Below are 20,492 nucleotides of genomic sequence, written 5' to 3'. Positions count from 1 at the left end.
CTAATCAGCTGCTACAATACTCAATTAGTTTTGAACTATTATTTCGTAACTTCAAAACACATAACATTATTTTTATCGATCGCGACGAATGTAGTAGAGGAAAGCGGTATGATTTGCGTGCTGGAAATGCTACCGTTATCCACATGCAGCACGAAACGCAAATTGCCTGCCTGATCGAGACTATGCACCGTACCACCGGTTGTCGATATATACGCGTTACCATCCAAATCCACGACGAGCTCACTAAACAGGCTGTAGCCCTTACTTTTCTCCTTAAGCGGCTGTTCATAAATCCACAACGGCTTTTTCCCCGTCAAGTCCATTCGCTTCAGCGAATTCTCTTTTTCCAAACTAACGTAGTTACCTGTTGTTCCATCGCTATATGAAGAACCGACCAGCTTCAATTGGCCATCGACAAGACGATAAGAACTGTCGTTAAAGAGCATAAGTTCGTCAGAAGTAATCTCGGGATGAAAATAATCATTTGCAGCAAATACCGCCTCGCCTTTTGAATCAACAATTGCATATCCCGCGAAGTTCTGGATATAGAGACGATTTTCGGAATAATCCGATACCGATAGACCAGCTTCAAAAGCGGACAATGTACCATTCTTTGTTGGCCATTCCCGTCGCACCCACAGTTGTTTCCCCGCGGGGTTATATGCAGCTAAGCCTTCCGTCGTCAGTACGATCAGGTTGCCATACACATCTATCCCTGCTTTGATATTGAGCAAATCATAAGAAGGCTCGCCATCTATAATAAACGTAGTAGATACATTACTGCCGAGATAGAGCGATATACCGCTCCATTTGTGGATGTCCTTATCTTTTTGCGCAATAATATCATAACCCTTTGCACCAATTCTGGCTTGAAAACTGTAGCTTGATTCTCTTTGGTATGCATCTTCGTACAACTTGTGTCCGTTGTAATCGGTATCTATGCGGTCACCGAAGCCTTTAAAGATTAACGTTCGATTCGGACCCACGTATCCAGTATACCTTTGATGGGGGCTCTCATCCTTAAACCACCATTTAAGCTTTACGTTTCCGGGGTGTTGTAGTGTAATTGGCTCGTTTCCGTCATTGTTTATCGGAAGCTTCTCTGTAATCGTTAGATCGATGGCAATCGAACGAACATTAATCGTCTTTGCGGAGACCTTCGTCTCAATTTCAGCGCCGAGGAGCCTATTCGCGAGTTGGATAGGAACATAGACATTGCCTTTGATCATAAGGGGAGGTTGGGACAATACAATCTTAGCACCGTTCAGCATAGCGTTTTTTGATCCGACAGTTAGCTTGAACGTTTTGCTCCCTCTTTTGCCGACTATTTCTTTCGTTTTGTTATCTATCGAAATCTTGGTATTCAATGCTTCAAATAAGGGGAGCATCGGAACGTAAGTCGTTCCGTTCTTAATCTGCGGAGCTAATGATGTATTCATGTTGTTGCCGTCAATGGTTACTCGATAAGCGATTGGCTCGGCTGCGGTTACACTTGAACAAACCGATAATAGGAGCAGTATAGCAATAAATACCGACCATCCTGATTTCATTTAGACTTCTCCCTTATACTTTGTATGTAAGAAATTGGTTTATTCTTACAGGAGTATACCATCTCCAGTCTTAGATGTATTGTTGATTTTATTATACTAACTAGTTTAATAGGCGAAAAATTTGAGATTTCATGAAAGCACAAATAAACTTCAAATCTTGTAAATGCTGGGTTTTTACACTGGCACTTGGGGAACTGCATGGGGGCGGATTGGCTGCCTTCTCTGTGCAAGCGACCAACAAAGCAATGAGCAAAATCAATGTTAGGGTAAAAACTATTTTTGGGTAATAAAATCCCGAAGATAACAGCTGCACGTACAACTTACGTAAAATTCAGGTTCAAGGAATGAGCCCGTCAGGCACATCCCCCTCCGGCCAACAGTGGATTAATCTTATTCTTCTGTCTGCCAGGAGGGGATATAGACCTAACATCGGACTTGCTGAATGCTCGAATTATTTGCTGCTTAGTGCATTGAGCAGAATGACAAGAGCTTCCGCTCTGGTTGCTTGATCATTAGGCGCAAAGTTATTACCACTGCGACCGGAGACAATCCCTTTCTCCCGCGCAGCTTCTACGGCGCCCTTAGCCCAGACGGGAATTAACCGGTCATCGGCGAACCCGCTTGAGACGACGCCTTCTTTTACTTTCCAGTTAAACGCTCTGGCGATAATCGCCACAATCTCCGCACGAGTAATTTCGTCATTCGGTCGGAACGATCCATCGTTGTACCCTGTAATAAGTTTGGCTTCAACCGCTTGAGCGATCGGTTTCAAGGCCCATTTACCAGTTTTGTCTATATCGGTAAAGTTTAATTTCGCACCCTCTGTTTGCAAATTCAAGGCGCGAACGAGGATTCCGACGAATTCAGCGCGAGTAATACGATCGTTCGGCTTGAATTGACCGTTGGCATATCCGGTTACGAAGCCGCTTGACACAGCCTGCTTGATCACGCTTGCCGCCCAATGTCCCTCAATATCTGTCAGTTTCGTTTCTACCTGCTGCGGGTTAGTCGACTCTGTATTCTTGGCTACAACGAATACCGCAAACTTGGTGAAATGATTGACCTCAACCGTAATAAATCCATTGCTCACTGTACCGCCAATATCAACCCAGCGACGGGCTGTCTCATCAAAATAAAACACAGAAACGGTCGACTTGTCGTCCTTCAGCACAGATGTGTCAAAAGCAAACTTTAACGTAATGTTCTGTCTGAAATTTTCCACGAAGCTTTTTGTAAGCTCAAAAATCGGGCTTGCTTGCTTATCCTTGTCCACTACGAGGTCGGCTACTTCCGTCAGCTTTTCCACTTTGAGCTTAAACGCTTGCTCCTTCGTGCCAGCCGGAACAATGACCCAAACTTCTTCATTTAGCTGAAGCGTACCCGACTGATTACCCGGAATTACAATTTCGTCAGTCTGATTGTCATTCTTGCCCTTATCGCCTACACCAGGGTAGGTTGGTGTGGAGATTACACTGCCATCCGTCGGTGTAACAGCATTCGATGCTGTCGATACGGCTGAATCGCCAATCGCATTCGTAGCTACTACCGTGAACGTATACGACTTTCCGTTAGTCAAGCCCGTTACTGTAATTGGACTCTTCGTACCTGTTTCCGTCCTAGCTTGTGTTCCATTTTCCCACGCCGTTACTGTGTACAGCGTAATTTCGCTGCCGTTGTCCGATGGCGCTGTAAAACCTACCACCGCTTGGCCGTTACCGGCTGTCGCAGTTACATTAGTTGGCGTGCCCGGAGCCGCAACTAACGTTACCGCCTCTGACGCTTCTGATTCAGGCGAATCACCAACCTCATTCTTGGCCACTACCGAGAACGTATACGGCGTTCCGTACGTCAAGCCAGTTACTATGATCGAGCTCTTCAAGCCTGTTGCTGTCGCGGCTTTTGTTCCGTTGTTCCAAGCCGTCACCGTGTACAGTGTGATTTCACTGCCGTTGCCTGACTGCTCTGTAAAGCTTACCGTAACTTGACCGTTACCGGCGGCTGCCGCCGTCACTCCCGTCGGCGCACCGGGCACCGCCGCCGGCGTTATTGCCGCGGATGCTGCCGACTCTGCCGAGTTGCCAACCGCATTCGTGGCCACTACCGTAAACGTATACGCCGTTCCGTTCGTCAAGCCCGTTACCGTTATCGGGCTCTTCGTACCTGTTTTTGTCCCAGTCTCTGTTCCGTTGTTCCATGTTACCGTGTACAGCGTGATTTCACTGCCGTTGTTCGACGGCGCTGTAAAGATTACCGAAGCAGATTCGTGCCCTCTCTCCGCCGTCACTTTCGTCGGCGCGTCAGGCACAGTCGCCGGCGTTACCTCAGCTGACTCTGCCGATTCTACCGAGTCGCCAACCGCATTCGTGGCCACTACCGTGAACTTGTACGACTTTCCGTTCGTCAAGCCCGTTACTGTAATCGAGCTCTTCGTACCCGTTACCGTCCCAGCTTGTGCTCCATTCTCCCACACCGTTAACGTGTATAGCGTAATCGCGCTACCGTTACCTGACGGCGCTGTAAAGCTTACCTCCGCTTGGCCGTCACCGGCCGTCGCTGTCACGCCTGTCGGCGCATTCGGTACAGCTGCCGGCGTCACTGGCACTGAGGCCGACGATTTTTCCGAATCTCCAACCGTGTTCGTGGCCACTACCGTGAACGTATACGACTTTCCATTGGTCAAGCCCGTTACCGTTATCGGGCTCGTCGTACCTGTTTTTGTCCCAGTCTCTGTTCCATTGTTCCATGTTACCGTGTACAGCGTGATTGGGCTGCCATTGTCCGCCGGCTCTGTAAAGGTAACCTTCGCTAGCTCGTATCCTCTAGTCGCCGTCACAATTGTCGGCGCGTCAGGTACTGTTGCCGGCGTTACCACAGAAGACGCTGACGATGCAGGCGAATTGCCGACTGCACTCTTGGCCACTACTGTGAACTTGTACGACTTTCCGTTCGTCAAGCCCGATACTGTAATCGGACTCTCTCTGCCTGTTCCCGTCCCAACTGCCGATCCTTCATTCCACGCCGTTGCCGTGTACAGCGTTATTTCGCTGCCGTTGTCCGACGGAGCCACAAATTGTACTGTCGCTTGACCGTTCCCGGCCGTCGCCGCCACGCCGGTCGGCGCGTCTGGCGCAGCTGCAGGCGTTACTGGCGCTGAGGGCGATGATGCAGGTGAATTGCCGGCTGCATTCGTAGCTAATACCTTGAACGTATACGCCGTTCCATTCGTCAACCCCGTTACTGTAATCGGGCTGGCTGTACCTGTTCCCGTCCCGGCCTCTGTTTCATTGTCCCAAGCCGTTACCGTGTAACCCGTATTGACACTTCCATCCAAATTATCAAGAACTCCGAAGCTGACTTCCGCTTGTTTATTTCCAGGCACAGCGCTCACCTGAACCGGAGCACGCGGAACAATCGGGGTGACTTGAACTTGTTGGCTCACGGTTGCCAATGATTGCTTGCTGGTCACATTCTCGGGAACTGAAGCCGTAATCGTAGCCGATCCAGCCTTGAGCGCAGTCCATGCACCCGTTGATGCGTTCACAGATAAAACGGTTGAGTTGGAGCTTTCATACGTGATACTGCCCGAGCCTGCGCTGACAGTAGCCGCTACAGTCCCCTGAGCACCAAAAGGATAGCTTGCTTGCAGATCCGTAAAGCTAAGCGTTCGCTTCTGCCAATCCGCAGTCAAATTCGCGGAGATGTTGGTGCTAGAAGTTGAATCCAGCTTGCTTGCAGCGGAATCAATCGCCACTAATTTGGCACGATATACCTCTCCTAATAAGGCGGTTACCGTCAACTGGGTCGGATTATCGCTGTTACCCGGTACGCGGGTAGGAGTGCCGCCGGGCCCTTTGAACCATTCAACTGTAAAGTCACTTCCGAATTTCAGCGGATAACCGCTTTTATTAACAATCCCCTCCAAATTATTGACACTCAGAGTTACACTCGTTCCGTAATAGAAGCGACTGTTGCCATTGTCACCGTTGTTTAATACGGAAACACTCGGCGCTGTAGTCGCGATCGCGCGCGAGACTGTCCCTGAACTGTAAGGGTATGTGCTTGCGGTTTTATTGGTGGTCTCCACAGAGCCGAAATATGACTTTTTCGTCGCTTTATTAAAAATTTCAAAAGATGTCGTTCCCTCGGGTAAGAATAGATTAACCCCGCTATTTCCCTGGACAACTGTATCAATTGTATTTCCGGCGTACTTGACCGTCACTTCCGTATCCTTAGGGATATTCGACGTTGTATCAGCTTTAATGGCTGTTGCGTATACCGGAACGCCTTCGGTATTAACCACAATTCGATTATACAGCAGCAACGGGGCACCATTAGTACCTGCGATCGAGTAAAAATTACCGCCGTTAACGATGAGCTTCGTTCTAGTTTTATTTTCTTCAAGCTGATTTGCAGAAGAATTTCCCATACCAATAGATTCAGAAGACGGATTGGACTTGTTCTTTGTAATAACAATACCGCCATTTATCGTAATCAAGGTATCTGGCTTCGTCTTGTCCGCCCAGGCCGGATAAGTTCCGGATACATCACCCTGACCGATTACCGCCCCCGATACTTGACTGGGTGCTTGAGTAGCCGTGATAATTCCGCCATTTATAACAATCGTGCCACCAACACCGCCGGCACCGCCGCCAATGACCGCTGCTACCCCAGATGGAGATCCGGCTTGTGAACCGAATGTAGCGGTGATACTACCGTGATTAATTGTAATTTTGCCGGAGGACTCGTTTTGGTTGCCTCCGATCGCCGCCGCAGAACCGCCACTGGTGGCAGTTAATTTGGGCGTATCGCTCCCGTCGATCGTATCAATCACAAGCTCCGAGCCGGGCTGGACATTAATTGCTGCATATTGAGTTTTGGAGTTATCCGATGAAACGATATTATTACCGCTTAAGATCAGGTTGGCCTTCGTGCCTACCCCTGTTACGCCAATTGCTGGAGCATTCGTCTGGAAGTTGGTTTTATCGATTCTAACGCTGTTCAACGTTACATTCTGTTCCACCCCGCCTTTGATCGTAACAGTAGCAGAACTCGATCCTGTTCCCTTAATAACATAACCGTTAGGATTGTAGGCAACCGCAACGTTGTTAACGGTCGCCGAATCTTTATCAATTACAATATCCCCCTTGGAAATATCCAACTCCGTCTGTGTCGTCTCCGCCGCAGAGGCAGGAGGAGCAACCGCCGTAAACAAATTCAACCCAAGTGCGGCTGTCAACACATAACTTAACCATTTTGTTTTCTTCATCTCTCTTGCTCTCCCCTCTTACTCATAATGATTTATTGAATAAAAGCGAGCCCCCGAATCGAGAGCTCGCTGATCGGAGCGAACGATCGCTCCTGTGTCTCTAGTTTTAGAAGGTTGTTTCTATTCGATCTTCGTCGCGTTAATCACAATGCGAATATCGCTTGTAATCGTGTCGAGACTCAGAATATGCGTGCTGCTGTCATACGAATAGTTGGCGTACTTCACTTGAATATCGCCTGCTTGGATCTCATAGCCTTCTTTAGGCTTAACGATAAACTGCGCGCTGCCTCCGGCGATGACATCAACAGCTCCCGTTTCCCACGCTACGGAATCGGTCGCAACCGGCGTCACTGTCCATTGCGCCGTTTGTACCCAAACGAGGTAGCGATAGTCGGATGCCAAGCTGTAAACGTCTCCGTCGTAAAATGCCTTATAACGAATGCTGTACAAGCTAGGTCCGAGATTTTCGATCACATTGCCCGTAACCGGATAGATCTGCTGGTTGTTGCCGATGGTAGGAATCCATTTGATGTACTCCTGCGACTCGTCTGCGCCGAATATTTTACCGTTAGTCGTACCCGATTTGGCCGCAATCGTTGTGAATCCGGACGGCTTCTCCGGCTTGACGACGGTAAAGCTCTTATCGTAAGTCGAGCCATTGTATTGAACGCCGTTCACTTTGCCCGTCTCGAATGCGATTTTGATCGCGTGCTCACCTGGCAGCAAGGCGCCGAACGTAAAGCGAATGATGCCGTCTGCTCCCGTAACTCTCGTATACGGATACTTGGAGCCGTCCTGATAGAAACGTACGGTGGCTCCCGCGATCGGAGCGTTCGATCCATCGTTGGCAGTCAGCTTCACCGTATAGGTGATTGCGCCTGCTGTCGGATCCGGCTGCTTCGTGAATTCCGCTTCCGAGGTTACAGATAAATTGCTGTCAATTCCCGGAACTGGGATGCTCGGGTTCTTCGGTCCGAGCGTTGTTTTCACGGCCGAGAAGGAAGTCGAGCCGATGGCCTTGCCCGTCGATGTCGCTACGAATTTCGCTTTGAACGTATCTCCTTTGTCAGGCGTGACTGTCAATCGCGATGCGTCGACTGCATCTCCCGCAATCAACGTGGCGCCTTTGTACCATTGAATCGTATAGTCGTTGCCGGCTCCCAGAAGATAGCCGCCGCCATTGACGATCTCACTGTAATTCGCGATGACAAGTACGCTCGTTTTACCGTCATTCAGATCGGCATCCGCAGAATCTGCGTTCACGACTGCGATGACCGGGGTGGACTTGATGGTGCGAGATACTGCGCCCGAGCTGTTCGGAGTGTTCGAGCTGGACGTGTTAACGTCAACGAGCCCATAGTAGACAGACCCTGTATCTTCGCGCGTTGCGACCACTTCGTGCGCTCCGGCAGGTAGGAAAGTATATACATTGCCGCTATTGAGCGTCTTCGTTGCTACGCTGCCGCTTGCATGAGACAAAGTTACAGTCGTTCCGTTGGACGGAGCGTCATCAAACTTGATACCAACAGAATATACCGTTTCTCCGCTGCCATTAACCGGCAACCGCTTGTACAATAGCGATGTAATATTGTTACTGTCGTTCTTGTTAATGATGGCGCCGCCGTTAATCACAACAGACGTTGCAGCTTGCACCGCAGCAGCATAAGTCGTTCCGACCTTGCCATAGCCAATGGAATCATACGTTGCAGCATTAGGAATTTTCGTCGTTACCGTTCCGCCGTTGACGGTTACGGCAGTCGACTTGCCGTTGTAGCCTGTCGAGGAATATCCGCCGCCGATTGCCGCCGCCGATCCGCCATAAGATTCAGCTGTCACAACGCCGCCATTAATGACGATGACGCCGCCTGCACCACTTTGTCCGCCACCAATTGCAGCGCCATAGTTACCGCTGGACGTGAACTTGGCATTGATCGTTCCTTCATTAATTGTAATCTTGCCCGATGCTCCCGATTCGTTGCCGCCGATCGCAGCAGCGCTTCCGCCGTAGCCATTGGCAGTCAACACATGATTCACGCTTCCGTCAATCGTGCCGATCGTAAGCTCAGCACCTTCTGCAACGCCAAGAGCTGCTTTCTTCGGATTTCCAGCTGTCAGCACGTTCGTGCCGCTGAGCGTAAGCCGAACTTTAGTTCCCGCATTTTCGATCGAGACAGGGGACGCGCCATTGTAGCCGGTCGTGATCTTCAGGTTATGAAGATCAACCTGCTGCTCGCCGCCATTGATCGTTACCGTATTGGAGCTTACGGCGCTTGAGCTGCTCGTGATGACGTAGCCGCTGGCATTGTAAGCTGCCGCAGCTCCTGAAGACGTCTTGCCGGACACTGTCCCGTTGCCGATGACTATGCTTCCTTTAGCAAGATCGAGCGTCGTCTTGGATGACTCTGCATAGCTATGAACCGCTGGGGATAGCAAGGAGAGCAATAATGCAATAATGCTAAGAACCACCAATCTACCGCTCAGGTTGAAGCCTTTTGTTCGGACATGTTGCATGTTTAACACCCTTTCTTTTTAAATTCATAAATCCTATAAGTATAGTCGGATTTATAAAATGAGAAATCGAATTTTTGATGAATCAACCCGTATGTACGCAAGCATCGCCACATCTCACTTGTCGTATAAAAACGAATTTTGTGGAATAGACGGAATATGAACCCAATGTTATCATCTGCTTGCTAAGACCGTCCAATAAGCATTTTCCGCTTATTGATAGAACGGTTCTATCAATTTCACTTCCTTAATAATGTCCATTATTGTTTCGTATACGAACGAGGCCCCACCCTTCAGCATAATCAGGTTCGTCACAAGAGACAGCTCGGACAACATGGGAACCGCAACCGGGATCAGCAGTCCATCCTCGATTTCCTGACGTATGCATTGCAAAGGCATAAATCCGATTCCTTGACGCTGAAGCATCAGCTTCTTGGCCGTTTCCATATTGTCGATATGATAATCAATTTTGGGAGGCTCGTTAAATTTTTCGAACAAACGATGGACCTTCGTCCAATTCAATGACCCGCATTCATAGAATACAATAGACTCGGATTCCAGACTCTCGATCGACACTTCCGATTTCTGCGAAAAAGGATGCCCCTTATACACACAGAGCTTGATCGGATCTTCGAGGAATCTGATTGATTCAAGCGCAGGATGAGAGATACTCCGAACGAATCCCAGATCCACTTCCTTATTCAGCACCTTATCGATAATAGATTCGCTGTTATCGGTAATGATTCTAAACTGGTAATCAGGAAATCTAGCCTTCAGCTTGGGCATAATTAGCGGAATAATATAATGGGAGATCGTCTCAGTACAGCCTAGCCGTAGCATCTCAACCTTCGTCGCCTTGCCGGCCAACAATTGCGTCGCCCTTCTGTATGATTTAAGCGTTTGCTGTGCATGAGGAAGGAACATCTCCCCCTTCTCCGTAAGCGAAAATTGTTTGCGCTCCCTTACGAGAAGCTTCACACCCAATTCTTTTTCCAGCGTCTGAATACGAGAAGAGATCGATGGCTGGGTCAAAAATAAGGCGTCGGCCGCTTTGTTAAAGCTGTTAAAGTGTACGACATAAACGAATGCTTCTATATTCTCTATGTTCACTTGCTGCTCGCCTCCTTCTGGTGTGAGCAAAGCAATTTCCCTCTCGCTCAACGATGAATATAAGCTTGCGTCACTCTTAATAACTAACTATTATACTAGGATTTATTGGAATTGAAAGAGTAGATTTAATTTGTTACTACGAAATAAAAAAATAAGCCTGCCAAGTATAATCCCGTAGAGCGACAGCACTTCAAGCACTGCTGTCGCCATATGAGTTACCTGACAAGCTTTCAGAATTGAATTTTATTTGCTACCTAGCGCATTGAGCAGAATAACAATTACTTCCGCTCTTGTCGCCGGATCATTCGGCGCGAACTGGTTGCCGCTGCGACCGGAGACAATTCCTTTCTCCCGTGCAGCTTCTGCGGCGCCTTTAGCCCAGGCGGGAATTAACCGGTCATCGGCAAATCCGCTTGAGGCGACGCCTTCTTTTATTTTCAAGTTAAATGCTCTGGCAATAATCGTCACAATCTCCGCACGAGTAATTTGTTCATTGGGCCGGAAAGATCCGTCGCTGTACCCCGTAATCAGCTTCGCTTCAACAGCTTGAGCGATCGGCTTCACGGCCCACTTGCTGATTTTGTCCGTGTCGGTGAGGCTTAATTGCGCACCCTCAGTTTGCAGATTCAACACGCGCACGAGAATTGCGATAAATTCAGCACGAGTAATGTGACCATTCGGCTTGAATTGACCGTTAGCATATCCGTTGACGAATCCTTTTGCAACAGCTTGCTTGATTGCGTTGACCGCCCAATGCCCTTCCAAATCTGTAAACTGTGGCACTCCCGGTTCTACCGGCTCCGTGTTCTTGGCTACAACAAACACCGCAAACTTGGTGAAATGATTGACATTAATCGTAATAAATCCATTGTTTACGATACCGCCACCAATTTCTACCCAACGGCGGGCGGTCTCATCATAATAAAACACAGAAACGGTATGCGCGTCATCCTTTAGTACAGAAGTATCAAAAGCGAACTTCAACGTAATGTTCTGACTGAAATTTTCTGCAAAATTTTTCGTGAGCTCATAGATTGGACTTGCCAACGTTTCCTTGTCTGCCACAAGATCGGTTGCTCCCGTAAGCTTCTCTACTTTGATCTTTAACGGTTTATCAGCCGTTCCGGATGGAACTGTAACCCAAACCTCTTGATTTAACTGAAGGCTACCCGACTGATTGCTTGGGATGTCAGTTTCATTGCGTACCGACTGATTGTCGTTCTTTCCCTTATCGTCAACGATAGGCGGAGAGGGAATAAAAACTCCGGTATCGCCCGTCGGGGTAACGACATTCGATGCAGCAGATTGCGTTGAAGCACCAACCGCATTCGTAGCTACTACCGTGAACGTGTACGACGTTCCGTTTGTCAATTCCGTTACCGTGATCTGGCTCGTCGTGCCTGTTTTCGTCGCGGTCTTAGCCCCGTTATTCCAAGCTGTTACCGTGTAGTGCGTTATTTCACTGCCGTTGTCCGACGGCACTGTAAAGCTTACCGTCGCTTGGCCGTTACCAGCCGTCGCTGTCACGCCTGTCGGCGCGTTCGGCACTGCTGCCGGCGTCTCCGTTACATCTGTCGGCGTTACTGCCTCAGATGCAGCGGATTCCAATGAGTCGCCAACCGCATTCGTCGCAACTACATTAAATGTGTACGACGTTCCGTTTGCCAATCCCGTTACCGTGATCTGGTTCGTCGTGCCTGTTTTCGTCGCGGCTTTAGCCCCGTTATTCCAAGCTGTTACCGTGTAGTGCGTTATTGCGCTGCCGTTGTCCAACGGCACTGTAAACTTTACAGTCGCTTGGCCGTTACCAGCCGTCGCTGTCACACCTGTCGGCGCGTTCGGCACAGTTGCCGGCGTCTCCGTTACATCTGTCGGCGTTACTGCCTCAGATGCAGCGGATTCCAATGAGTCGCCAACCGCATTCGTCGCAACTACCTTAAACGTGTACGACGTTCCGTTCGTCAAACCCGATACCGTGATCTGGTTCGTCGTGCCTGTTTTCGTCGCGGCTTTAGCCCCATTATTCCAAGCTGTTACCGTATAGTGCGTTATTGCGCTGCCGTTGTTCGATGGAACTGTAAACTCAACCGTCGCTTGGCCGTTACCTGCCTTCGCCGTTACGCCTGTCGGTGCATTCGGAATCGCCGCCGGCGTCTCCGTTACTATCGGCGTTACCGCCGCTGATGCTTCCGATCCCAACGAATTACCGACCGCATTCGTCGCCACTACCTTGAACGTATACGATTTTCCGTTCGTCAAACCCGTTACTGTAATCGGGCTCGCCGCACCTGTTCCCGTCCCGGCTTGTGTTCCGTTATTCCACGCCGTTACCGTGTAGAGTGTTATTTCGCTTCCATTGTCTGACGGCGCCGTAAACTCTACCGTCGCTTGGCCGTTTCCGGCCGTTGCCGTTACGCCTGTCGGCGCATTCGGCACCCCCACCGGCGTTACCGCTGCGGACGCTGTCGATACCAACGAACTGCCGACCGCATTCTTGGCAACTACCGTGAACGTGTAAGACTTTCCGTTCGTCAAACCCGTTATTGTAATTGGGCTCGCCACTCCTGTTCCCGTCCCGACTGCCGTTACATCGTCCCACGCCGTTACCGTGTAGAGCGTTATTTCGCTGCCGTTGTCCAACGACGCTATAAACTCTACCGTCGCTTGACCCTTACCCGCCGTCGCCGTTACGCCTGTCGGCGCGTTCGGCACCCCCACCGGCGTTACCGCTGCGGACGCTGTCGATACCAACGAATTGCCAACCGCATTCTTGGCAACTACCGTGAACGTGTAAGACTTTCCGTTCGTCAACCCCGTTACGATAATCGGGCTCTTCGTACCTGTTCCCGTCCCGGCTACATTTTCATCGTTCCATGCAGTCACGGTATAGCCAGTATTGGCACTTCCATCCTTATTCGGTGTAACTACGAAACTGACTTCAGCTTGTTGATCTCCGGGCACAGCGCTCACTTGAACCGGTGCCAGCGGAATAATAGGCGTAACCTCAACCACCTGACTTACTGCTGCCGCTGACAGCTTATCTGTTGCATTCTCAGAAATTGAAGCTGTAATCGTAGCCGACCCGAGCTTGTGGGCGGTCCATGCTCCGGTGGATGCGTCTACCGATAGTATGCTTGAATCGGAGCTCGCATAAGTAATGGCATCCGAGCCTGCGCTAGCTTTGGCTATAACTGTCCCAGAAGCGCCAAAAGGATAGCCAGACTTCAAATCTTGGAACCCAAGCGTTCTCCTTTGCCAATCTGCTATTAGACTATCGGAAAAGTTGGTAGAACTGGCATCTAGCTTGGTTGCAGGGGAAACAAGGGGATCAATCGCCACTAATTTGGCTCGAATTACTTCCCCCTGTCCCAGATTTACTGTCACTTGAGCTGGATTATTAGTATCGATGCGGGCTGGATTATTCCCCGTACCTCTATACCATTCAACCGTAAAATCAGTCCCAAAAACTAGAGGGTAATCACTCTTGTTTACTATATCATCTAAATTGGTGACACTCAGAGTTACGTTGGCTCCGTAAAAAAAGCGACCGCTGCTGATGCCGTTGTCAGCATTGCTCAGTACAGATACCTTCGGTGCTGTGCTTCCAATCAAACGGGAGACCGTTCCCGCACTAAAGGGGTATGATGAGATGCCTGGCGTGGCGGCGGTGGCGGTGGTAGTCTTCACTTTGCCGAAATGAGTTTTTCCGTTCGATTTATTCGTAATTTCAACCGGAATCGTGCCTACCGGTAAAAATAAATAAACCGAGCCAGAAGAGCCCTGAAGTGTTGTGTCTAACGTTGTGTCTGCATATTTGACCGTAACAGCCGCTCCGCTCGTCAGAGCCGGATCTACTTTAATGGATGTAGCGTACACCGATACGCCATCGGAATTTACCGGGACGCGATTGTATAACAACGAGACGCCATTACTGGATGCATTAGTCGTGTAAATATTTCCGCCATTAACGACCACTTTGGTTCTTGCGGTATTTTCTTCAAGCTTGGTATTGGCATAGCCCATTCCAATGGAGTCAAAGGACGGATTGTTCTTTACCTTCGTAATGATGGTGCCTCCATTAATCGTGACGCTGGTATCGGGCTTCAGCTTATCCACCCAATCCGGATAAGGACTGTTCACATTGCCCCCACCAATCGCAGCTCCTGTATTATTATTGATGTCTTGAGTGGCGGTGATGACCCCGCCATTGATGACGATCGTTCCGCCCTGTCCACCTTTGCCTCCGCCGATGACCGCAGCAGTAGCCCCGCCGCTACTGAACGAAGCGTCGATCGTACCGTGATTAATGGTGATCTTCCCGGCGCTCTCGTTATCATTGCCTCCGATCGCCGCGGCAGTTCCTGCGCTTTTGACAATCAGTTTAGGCGTATCGTTCCCGTCAACTGTATTAATGACGAGCTCGGTACCAGGTGGCACGTTAATTCCCGCTTTGCCATTACTGGACGTAGACAGCGAGCTTGTCGCTTTTAAAAGCAAATTGACTTTCGTTCCTGTTCCCGCTAAGACTAGAGCCGACCCACTCGCGTTGCTATTTGTAGTTGTTCTGTCGTTTGTAAGAGTATCCAGTGTAATATTATGCTCCACGCCGCCTTTGATCGTGATGGTAGCAGAGGTTGTTGATGCTTTACCCTTAATAACATAACCGTTAGGATTGTAGGCAACTGCAACCTTGTTAACGGTCACCGCATCTTTATCGATTACAATATCCCCCTTGGAAATATCCAGCTCCGTCTGAACTACGTCTGCCGCTGAGACGGGCGGAGCAACCACCGCAAACAGATTCAGCCCAAGTGCAGCTGTTAACACATAACTTAACCATTTTGTTTTCTTCATCTCTCATGCTCTCCTCTCTTGTACCAAATGATTTATTGAATAATAACGAGCTCCCGAATCGAGAGCTCGCTGATCGGAGCGAACGACCGCTCCTGTGTCTCTAGTTTTAGAAGGTTGTTTCTATTCGATCTTCGTCGCGTTGATCACAATGCGAATATCGCTTGTAATCGTGTCGAGACTCAGAATATGCGTGCTGCTGTCATACGAATAGTTGGCATATTTCACTTGAATATCGCCTGCTTGGATCTCGTAGCCTTCTTTCGGCGTTACGACAAATTGCGCACTGCCTCCGGCGATGACATCAACAGCTCCCGTTTCCCACACTACGGAATCGGTCGCAACCGGCGTCACTGTCCATTGCGCCGTTTGTACCCAAACGAGGTAGCGATAGTCGGATGCCAAGCTGTAAACGTCTCCGTCGTAAAATGCCTTATAACGAATGCTATACAAGCTAGGTCCGAGATTTTCGATTACATCGCCCGTAACCGGATAGATCTGCTGGTTGATGCCGATGGTAGGAATCCACTTGATGTACTCCTGCGACTCGTCTGCGCCGAATATTTTACCGTTAGTCGTACCCGATTTGGCCGCAATCGTTGTGAATCCGGACGGCTTCTCCGGCTTGACGACGGTAAAGCTCTTATCGTAAGTCGAGCCATTGTATTGAACGCCGTTCACTTTGCCCGTCTCGAATGCGATTTTGATCGCGTGCTCACCTGGCAGCAAGGCGCCGAACGTAAAGCGAATGATGCCGTCAGCTCCCGTAACTCTCGTATACTTGGAGCCGTCCTGATAGAAACGTACGGTTGCTCCTGCGATCGGAGCGTTCGATCCATCGTTGGCAGTCAGCTTCACCGTATAGGTGATTGCGCCTGCTGTCGGATCTGGCTGCTTGGTGAATTCCGCTTCCGAGGTTACAGATAAATTGCTGTCAATTCCCGGAACTGGGATGCTCGGGTTCTTCGGTCCGAGCGTTGTTTTCACGGACGAGAAGGAAGTCGAGCCGATGGCCTTGCCCGTCGATGTCGCTACGAATTTCGCTTTGAACGTATCTCCTTTGTCAGGCGTGACTGTCAATCGCGATGCGTCGTCTGCATCTCCCGCAATCAACGTGGCGCCTTTGTACCATTGAATCGTATAGTCGTTGCCGGCTTCTAGCAGATAGCTGCCACCGTTGACGATCTCACTGTAATTTCCGATAACGAGTACGCTCGTCTTGCCGTCATTCAGATCGGCATCCGCAGCATCTGCGTTCACCACAGCAATTACCGGGGTGGACTTGATGGTGCGAGATACTGCGCCCGAGCTGTTCGGAGTGTTCGAGCTGGACGTGTTAACGTCAACGAGCCCATAGTAGACAGACCCTGTATCTTCGCGCGTTGCGACCACTTCGTGCGCTCCGGCAGGTAGGAAAGTATATACATTGCCGCTATTGAGCGTCTTCGTTGCTACGCTGCCGCTTGCATGAGACAAAGTTACAGTCGTTCCGTTGGACGGAGCGTCATCAAACTTGATGCCAACGGAATATACCGTTTCTCCGCTGCCATTAACCGGCAACCGCTTGTACAATAGCGATGTAATATTGTTGCTGTCGTTCTTGTTAATGATTGCGCCGCCGTTAATCACAACCGACGTTGCAGCTTGCACCGCAGAAGCATAAGTCGTTCCGACCTTGCCATAGCCAATGGAATCATACGTTGCAGCATTAGGAATTTTCGTCGTTACCGTTCCGCCGTTGACGGTTACGGAAGTCGATTTGCCGTTGTAACCTGTCGAGGAATAACCGCCGCCAATTGCCGCGGCCGATCCGCCATAAGATTCAGCTGTCACAACACCGCCATTAATGACGATGACGCCGCCTGCACCGCTTTGTCCGCCGCCAATTGCCGCGCCATAGTTACCGCTGGACGTAAACTTGGCATTGATCGTGCCTTCATTAATGGTAATCTTGCCCGATGCTCCCGATTCGTTGCCGCCGATCGCAGCAGCGCTTCCGCCGTAGCCATTGGCAGTCAGCACATGATTCACGCTTCCGTCAATCGTGCCGATCGTAAGCTCCGTACCTTCTGCAACGCCAAGCGCCGCTTTCTTCGGATTACCCGCTGTCAGCACGTTCGTGCCGCTGAGCGTAAGCCGAACTTTAGTTCCCGCATTTTCGATCGAGACAGGGGACGCGCCATTGTAGCCGGTCGTGATTTTCAGGTTATGAAGATCAACCTGCTGCTCGCCACCATTGATCGTTACCGTATTGGAGCTTACGGCGCTTGAGCTGCTCGTGATGACGTAGCCGCTAGCGTTGTAAGCAGCCGCAGCTCCCGAAGATGTCTTGCCGGACACTGTCCCGTTGCCGATGACTATGCTTCCTTTGGCAAGATCGAGCGTCGTCTTGGATGACTCTGCATAGCTATGAGCCGCTGGGGATAGCAAGGAAAGCAATAATGCAATAATGCTAAGAACCGCCAATCTACCGCTCAGGTTGAAGCCTTTTGTTCGTACATGTTGCATGTTTAACACCCTTTCTTTTTAAATTCATAAATCCTATAAGTATAGTCGGATTTATAAAATGAGAAATCGGATTTTTGGTGAATCAACCCGTATGTACGCAAGCATCGCCACACCCTCACTTGTCGTATAATAACGAATTTTGTGGAACGGACGGAATATGAACCCAATGTTATCATCTGTTTGACAGGACCGTCCAATAGGCATTTTGCCACTTATTGATAGAACTGCCCTATCAATTTGAAACTTCCTTACGCAACAAGCGTATACCTATCAACATTTATCGGTAGCGAGGAGAGGACCAGGTGCGCATGAACATTGCCTTCAAACTAATGCAAAAGGTAAAAGAACGCGACGCGCTTCACAAGCTGAAAGGTTATCGAGACAAAGCCGAAACGATAAATAAACGGGATTTGCGAGAGTGGAACGACGATCGGCTAAAGGCCGAATCTATGCGGCTTCAAAGTGAAGCCAAGGCTGGCACGCCGCTCGATAAGCTGCTGATCGATGCTTACGCATTAATTTGCGAGGCGGCTCAGCGAACGCTTGGCATGCGGCCATATGAGGTTCAAATTATGGCGGCTATTGCCCTTCACGAAGGGAATTTGGTCGAAATGCAGACAGGCGAAGGGAAGACGCTTGCTGCCGTTATGCCGGCGTATTTAAACGCGATAATGGGCAAAGGTGTGCATATCCTGACGTTTAACGATTATTTGGCGAACAGGGATGCAGAGTGGATGGGACCGATTTATCGATTTCTTGGTCTATCGGTAGTCGCGCTTCAAGCGGGCATGAGCTTGGCCGAGAAAAAGCAGGCTTATTCGGCGGACATTACGTACGTGACGGCCAAAGAGGCGGGCTTTGATTATTTGCGCGACTCTATTGCGTTGATCGCAGGCGATACCGTCCATCGGGATTTTCATTACGTGGTCGTCGACGAGGCCGATTCGCTGCTGCTCGACGAGGCGCGCGTTCCGCTCGTAATTGCAGGTGAAGCCGCACCTACTGGACACGACGGCACAAGATTCGCGGATGTGGCCAAGCAATTGCATCACGAAGAGCATTTCGTTTTCGATGAGTTTAAGCGTAACGTCTACTTAACCGAAACGGGCTCCGAAAAGGTAGAATCGCTATTGCACTGCGATAATTTGTACGAAAGCCATAACAGTCATTTGTTATCGTCGATCAATTGCGCCCTTCATGCAGATGCTCTATTAAAACGGGATATCGATTACATCGTACGCGACGGTAAAGTCGAACTGATCGACGAATATACCGGACGCGTGGCGGAAAACCGGCTTTTGCCGGACGGGCTGCAATCAGCGCTGGAAGCGAAGGAAGGAATTATATCGAATGCCGGTGGCCAAGTACTTGGCACGATTACGCTTCAGCATTTGCTGAGCTTATATCCAAAAATCAGCGGAATGACGGCTACCGCGCAAGCTTCGGCGATCGATTTCGAGGATATTTATTCGCTGCAGGTGGTTCAGATTCCGCCCAATCGTCCTTGCATCCGAATCGATCACCCTCACAAAATCTATACCGACAAGGAAGCGAAGCTGAAAGCGCTGGTCGACGAAATCGCGTCCGTCCATGCAACCGGAAGGCCAATTTTGATCGGCACGTCGAGCGTCGAAGAATCGGGCGTTTTGGCAGAGTGCCTTCAGCAAATCGGCGTGAATTGCCACGTGCTTAACGCGAAAAACGATTCGAAAGAAGCCGAAATTATTGCTAGAGCGGGAGAGATCGGCGCCGTAACGGTGTCCACGAACATGGCCGGGCGTGGCGTGGATATACGGCTTGGTAGCGGAGACGCAAAGCAGGCGGATGTTGTTGCGAAGCTTGGCGGTCTGTATGTGATAGGTACACTCGTGAATGAAAGTGTTCGAATCGACGATCAATTGCGTGGTCGCGCAGGCCGGCAAGGAGATCCGGGAGCGTCCAGATTTTTCGTAACCTTGGAGGACGATTTGATATTGCGTTTCGGCATCGACAAAGCGATCCCGTCCTCCTACAAGAAACTCAAACAGGACGAACCACTCGATGAAGCTTTGCTGCGCAACAAAATTGTCCACATTCAGCATGTAATCATGGGCCAGAACTTCCACATCCGCAAAGAGCTGAACTACTATTCGGATATGGTAGAGGATCAAAGGCGCATCCTATTTCAAGATCGCTTTGCTATTTTGACCGGTGAAACGCCAATGAGCCCCTCGGAACAGCGCGTCAGATTGTTTTATATCGACAAGTTTTGGGCCGAGCATCTCTCTTATGTTTCGTATATTCGCGAAGGCATCCATTTGGAAGGTCTTGCGAGTCGCAGCCCGATCGACGAGTTTCATAAGCGAATTATCCAGGAGTTCGAACAAATTCCGGCGAAAATAGAAGAAGAAACTTCGATAATGATGGAAATACTAGGAGATTCAAACAACCCTTCCGAGTGGGAACGATTAGGCTTAAAAAGCCCTTCCTCAACGTGGACGTATATAATAAACGATCAGTATGCGCAAAAGGCCCTTCTAGCCCCCGACGCCGTGGGTCCCGACATTATCGGTGCAATAACGCTTGTTCTCAAACCTGTCTTCAAGCCTGTCCTCAGCTGGCTTTTTAGAGCTCATCGCTGGCGGTAAGTGCGGTGTATGGTTTCGAGGAGCGATACTATGCTACGAGTAAAATTAACATGCAAACGATTGATTTCATTT

Annotated in this window: 7 protein-coding genes; 1 reads left to right on the top strand and 6 read right to left on the bottom strand. The window is 49.7% G+C overall.

The genetic code is table 11. The features are described 5' to 3' along the window. Positions 1–38: 38 nt before the first annotated feature. The 6 genes from KCTCHS21_RS01125 to KCTCHS21_RS01100 form a co-directional block, all read right to left on the bottom strand. Positions 39–1,550, bottom strand: coding sequence for a copper amine oxidase N-terminal domain-containing protein (locus tag KCTCHS21_RS01125; RefSeq protein ID WP_130604743.1), 1,512 nt, complete (start codon positions 1,548–1,550; stop codon positions 39–41). Positions 1,551–2,001: 451 nt separating this feature from the next. Next, on the bottom strand, positions 2,002–6,816 hold the full coding sequence (locus tag KCTCHS21_RS01120; RefSeq protein ID WP_130604742.1) for a fibronectin type III domain-containing protein: 4,815 nt from the start codon (positions 6,814–6,816) through the stop codon (positions 2,002–2,004). Positions 6,817–6,936: 120 nt separating this feature from the next. After that, complete coding sequence (locus tag KCTCHS21_RS01115) at positions 6,937–9,327, bottom strand: carboxypeptidase-like regulatory domain-containing protein (RefSeq protein WP_130604741.1); 2,391 nt, start codon at positions 9,325–9,327, stop codon at positions 6,937–6,939. A 210-nt stretch (positions 9,328–9,537) separates the two neighbouring features. Then, positions 9,538–10,434: a LysR family transcriptional regulator gene (locus KCTCHS21_RS01110; RefSeq protein ID WP_130604740.1), complete on the bottom strand. Its 897-nt coding sequence runs from the start codon at positions 10,432–10,434 to the stop codon at positions 9,538–9,540. Between the two features lie 243 nt (positions 10,435–10,677). Continuing rightward, on the bottom strand, positions 10,678–15,288 hold the full coding sequence (locus tag KCTCHS21_RS01105; protein WP_130604739.1) for a fibronectin type III domain-containing protein: 4,611 nt from the start codon (positions 15,286–15,288) through the stop codon (positions 10,678–10,680). Between the two features lie 120 nt (positions 15,289–15,408). Next, positions 15,409–17,793: a carboxypeptidase-like regulatory domain-containing protein gene (locus KCTCHS21_RS01100; protein ID WP_130604738.1), complete on the bottom strand. Its 2,385-nt coding sequence runs from the start codon at positions 17,791–17,793 to the stop codon at positions 15,409–15,411. 308 nt (positions 17,794–18,101) lie between these two features. Between KCTCHS21_RS01100 and KCTCHS21_RS01095 the strand changes: the two genes are divergently transcribed. Further along, on the top strand, positions 18,102–20,420 hold the full coding sequence (locus tag KCTCHS21_RS01095; protein WP_130616285.1) for a preprotein translocase subunit SecA: 2,319 nt from the start codon (positions 18,102–18,104) through the stop codon (positions 20,418–20,420). The last annotated feature ends 72 nt before the right edge of the window (positions 20,421–20,492 follow it).

This window comes from Cohnella abietis (assembly GCF_004295585.1).
Taxonomy (GTDB): Bacteria; Bacillota; Bacilli; order Paenibacillales; family Paenibacillaceae; genus Cohnella; species Cohnella abietis.
Note: the sequence above shows the minus strand (reverse complement) of the source record. Positions and strands in the feature narration are given on the sequence as shown.

Coding starts and splice junctions, on each gene's coding strand:
- KCTCHS21_RS01125 (WP_130604743.1), bottom strand. CDS start 1,550: ATGAAATCAGGATGGTCGGTATTTATTGCTATACTGCTCCTATTATCG.
- KCTCHS21_RS01120 (WP_130604742.1), bottom strand. CDS start 6,816: ATGAAGAAAACAAAATGGTTAAGTTATGTGTTGACAGCCGCACTTGGG.
- KCTCHS21_RS01115 (WP_130604741.1), bottom strand. CDS start 9,327: ATGCAACATGTCCGAACAAAAGGCTTCAACCTGAGCGGTAGATTGGTG.
- KCTCHS21_RS01105 (WP_130604739.1), bottom strand. CDS start 15,288: ATGAAGAAAACAAAATGGTTAAGTTATGTGTTAACAGCTGCACTTGGG.
- KCTCHS21_RS01100 (WP_130604738.1), bottom strand. CDS start 17,793: ATGCAACATGTACGAACAAAAGGCTTCAACCTGAGCGGTAGATTGGCG.
- KCTCHS21_RS01095 (WP_130616285.1), top strand. CDS start 18,102: ATGAACATTGCCTTCAAACTAATGCAAAAGGTAAAAGAACGCGACGCG.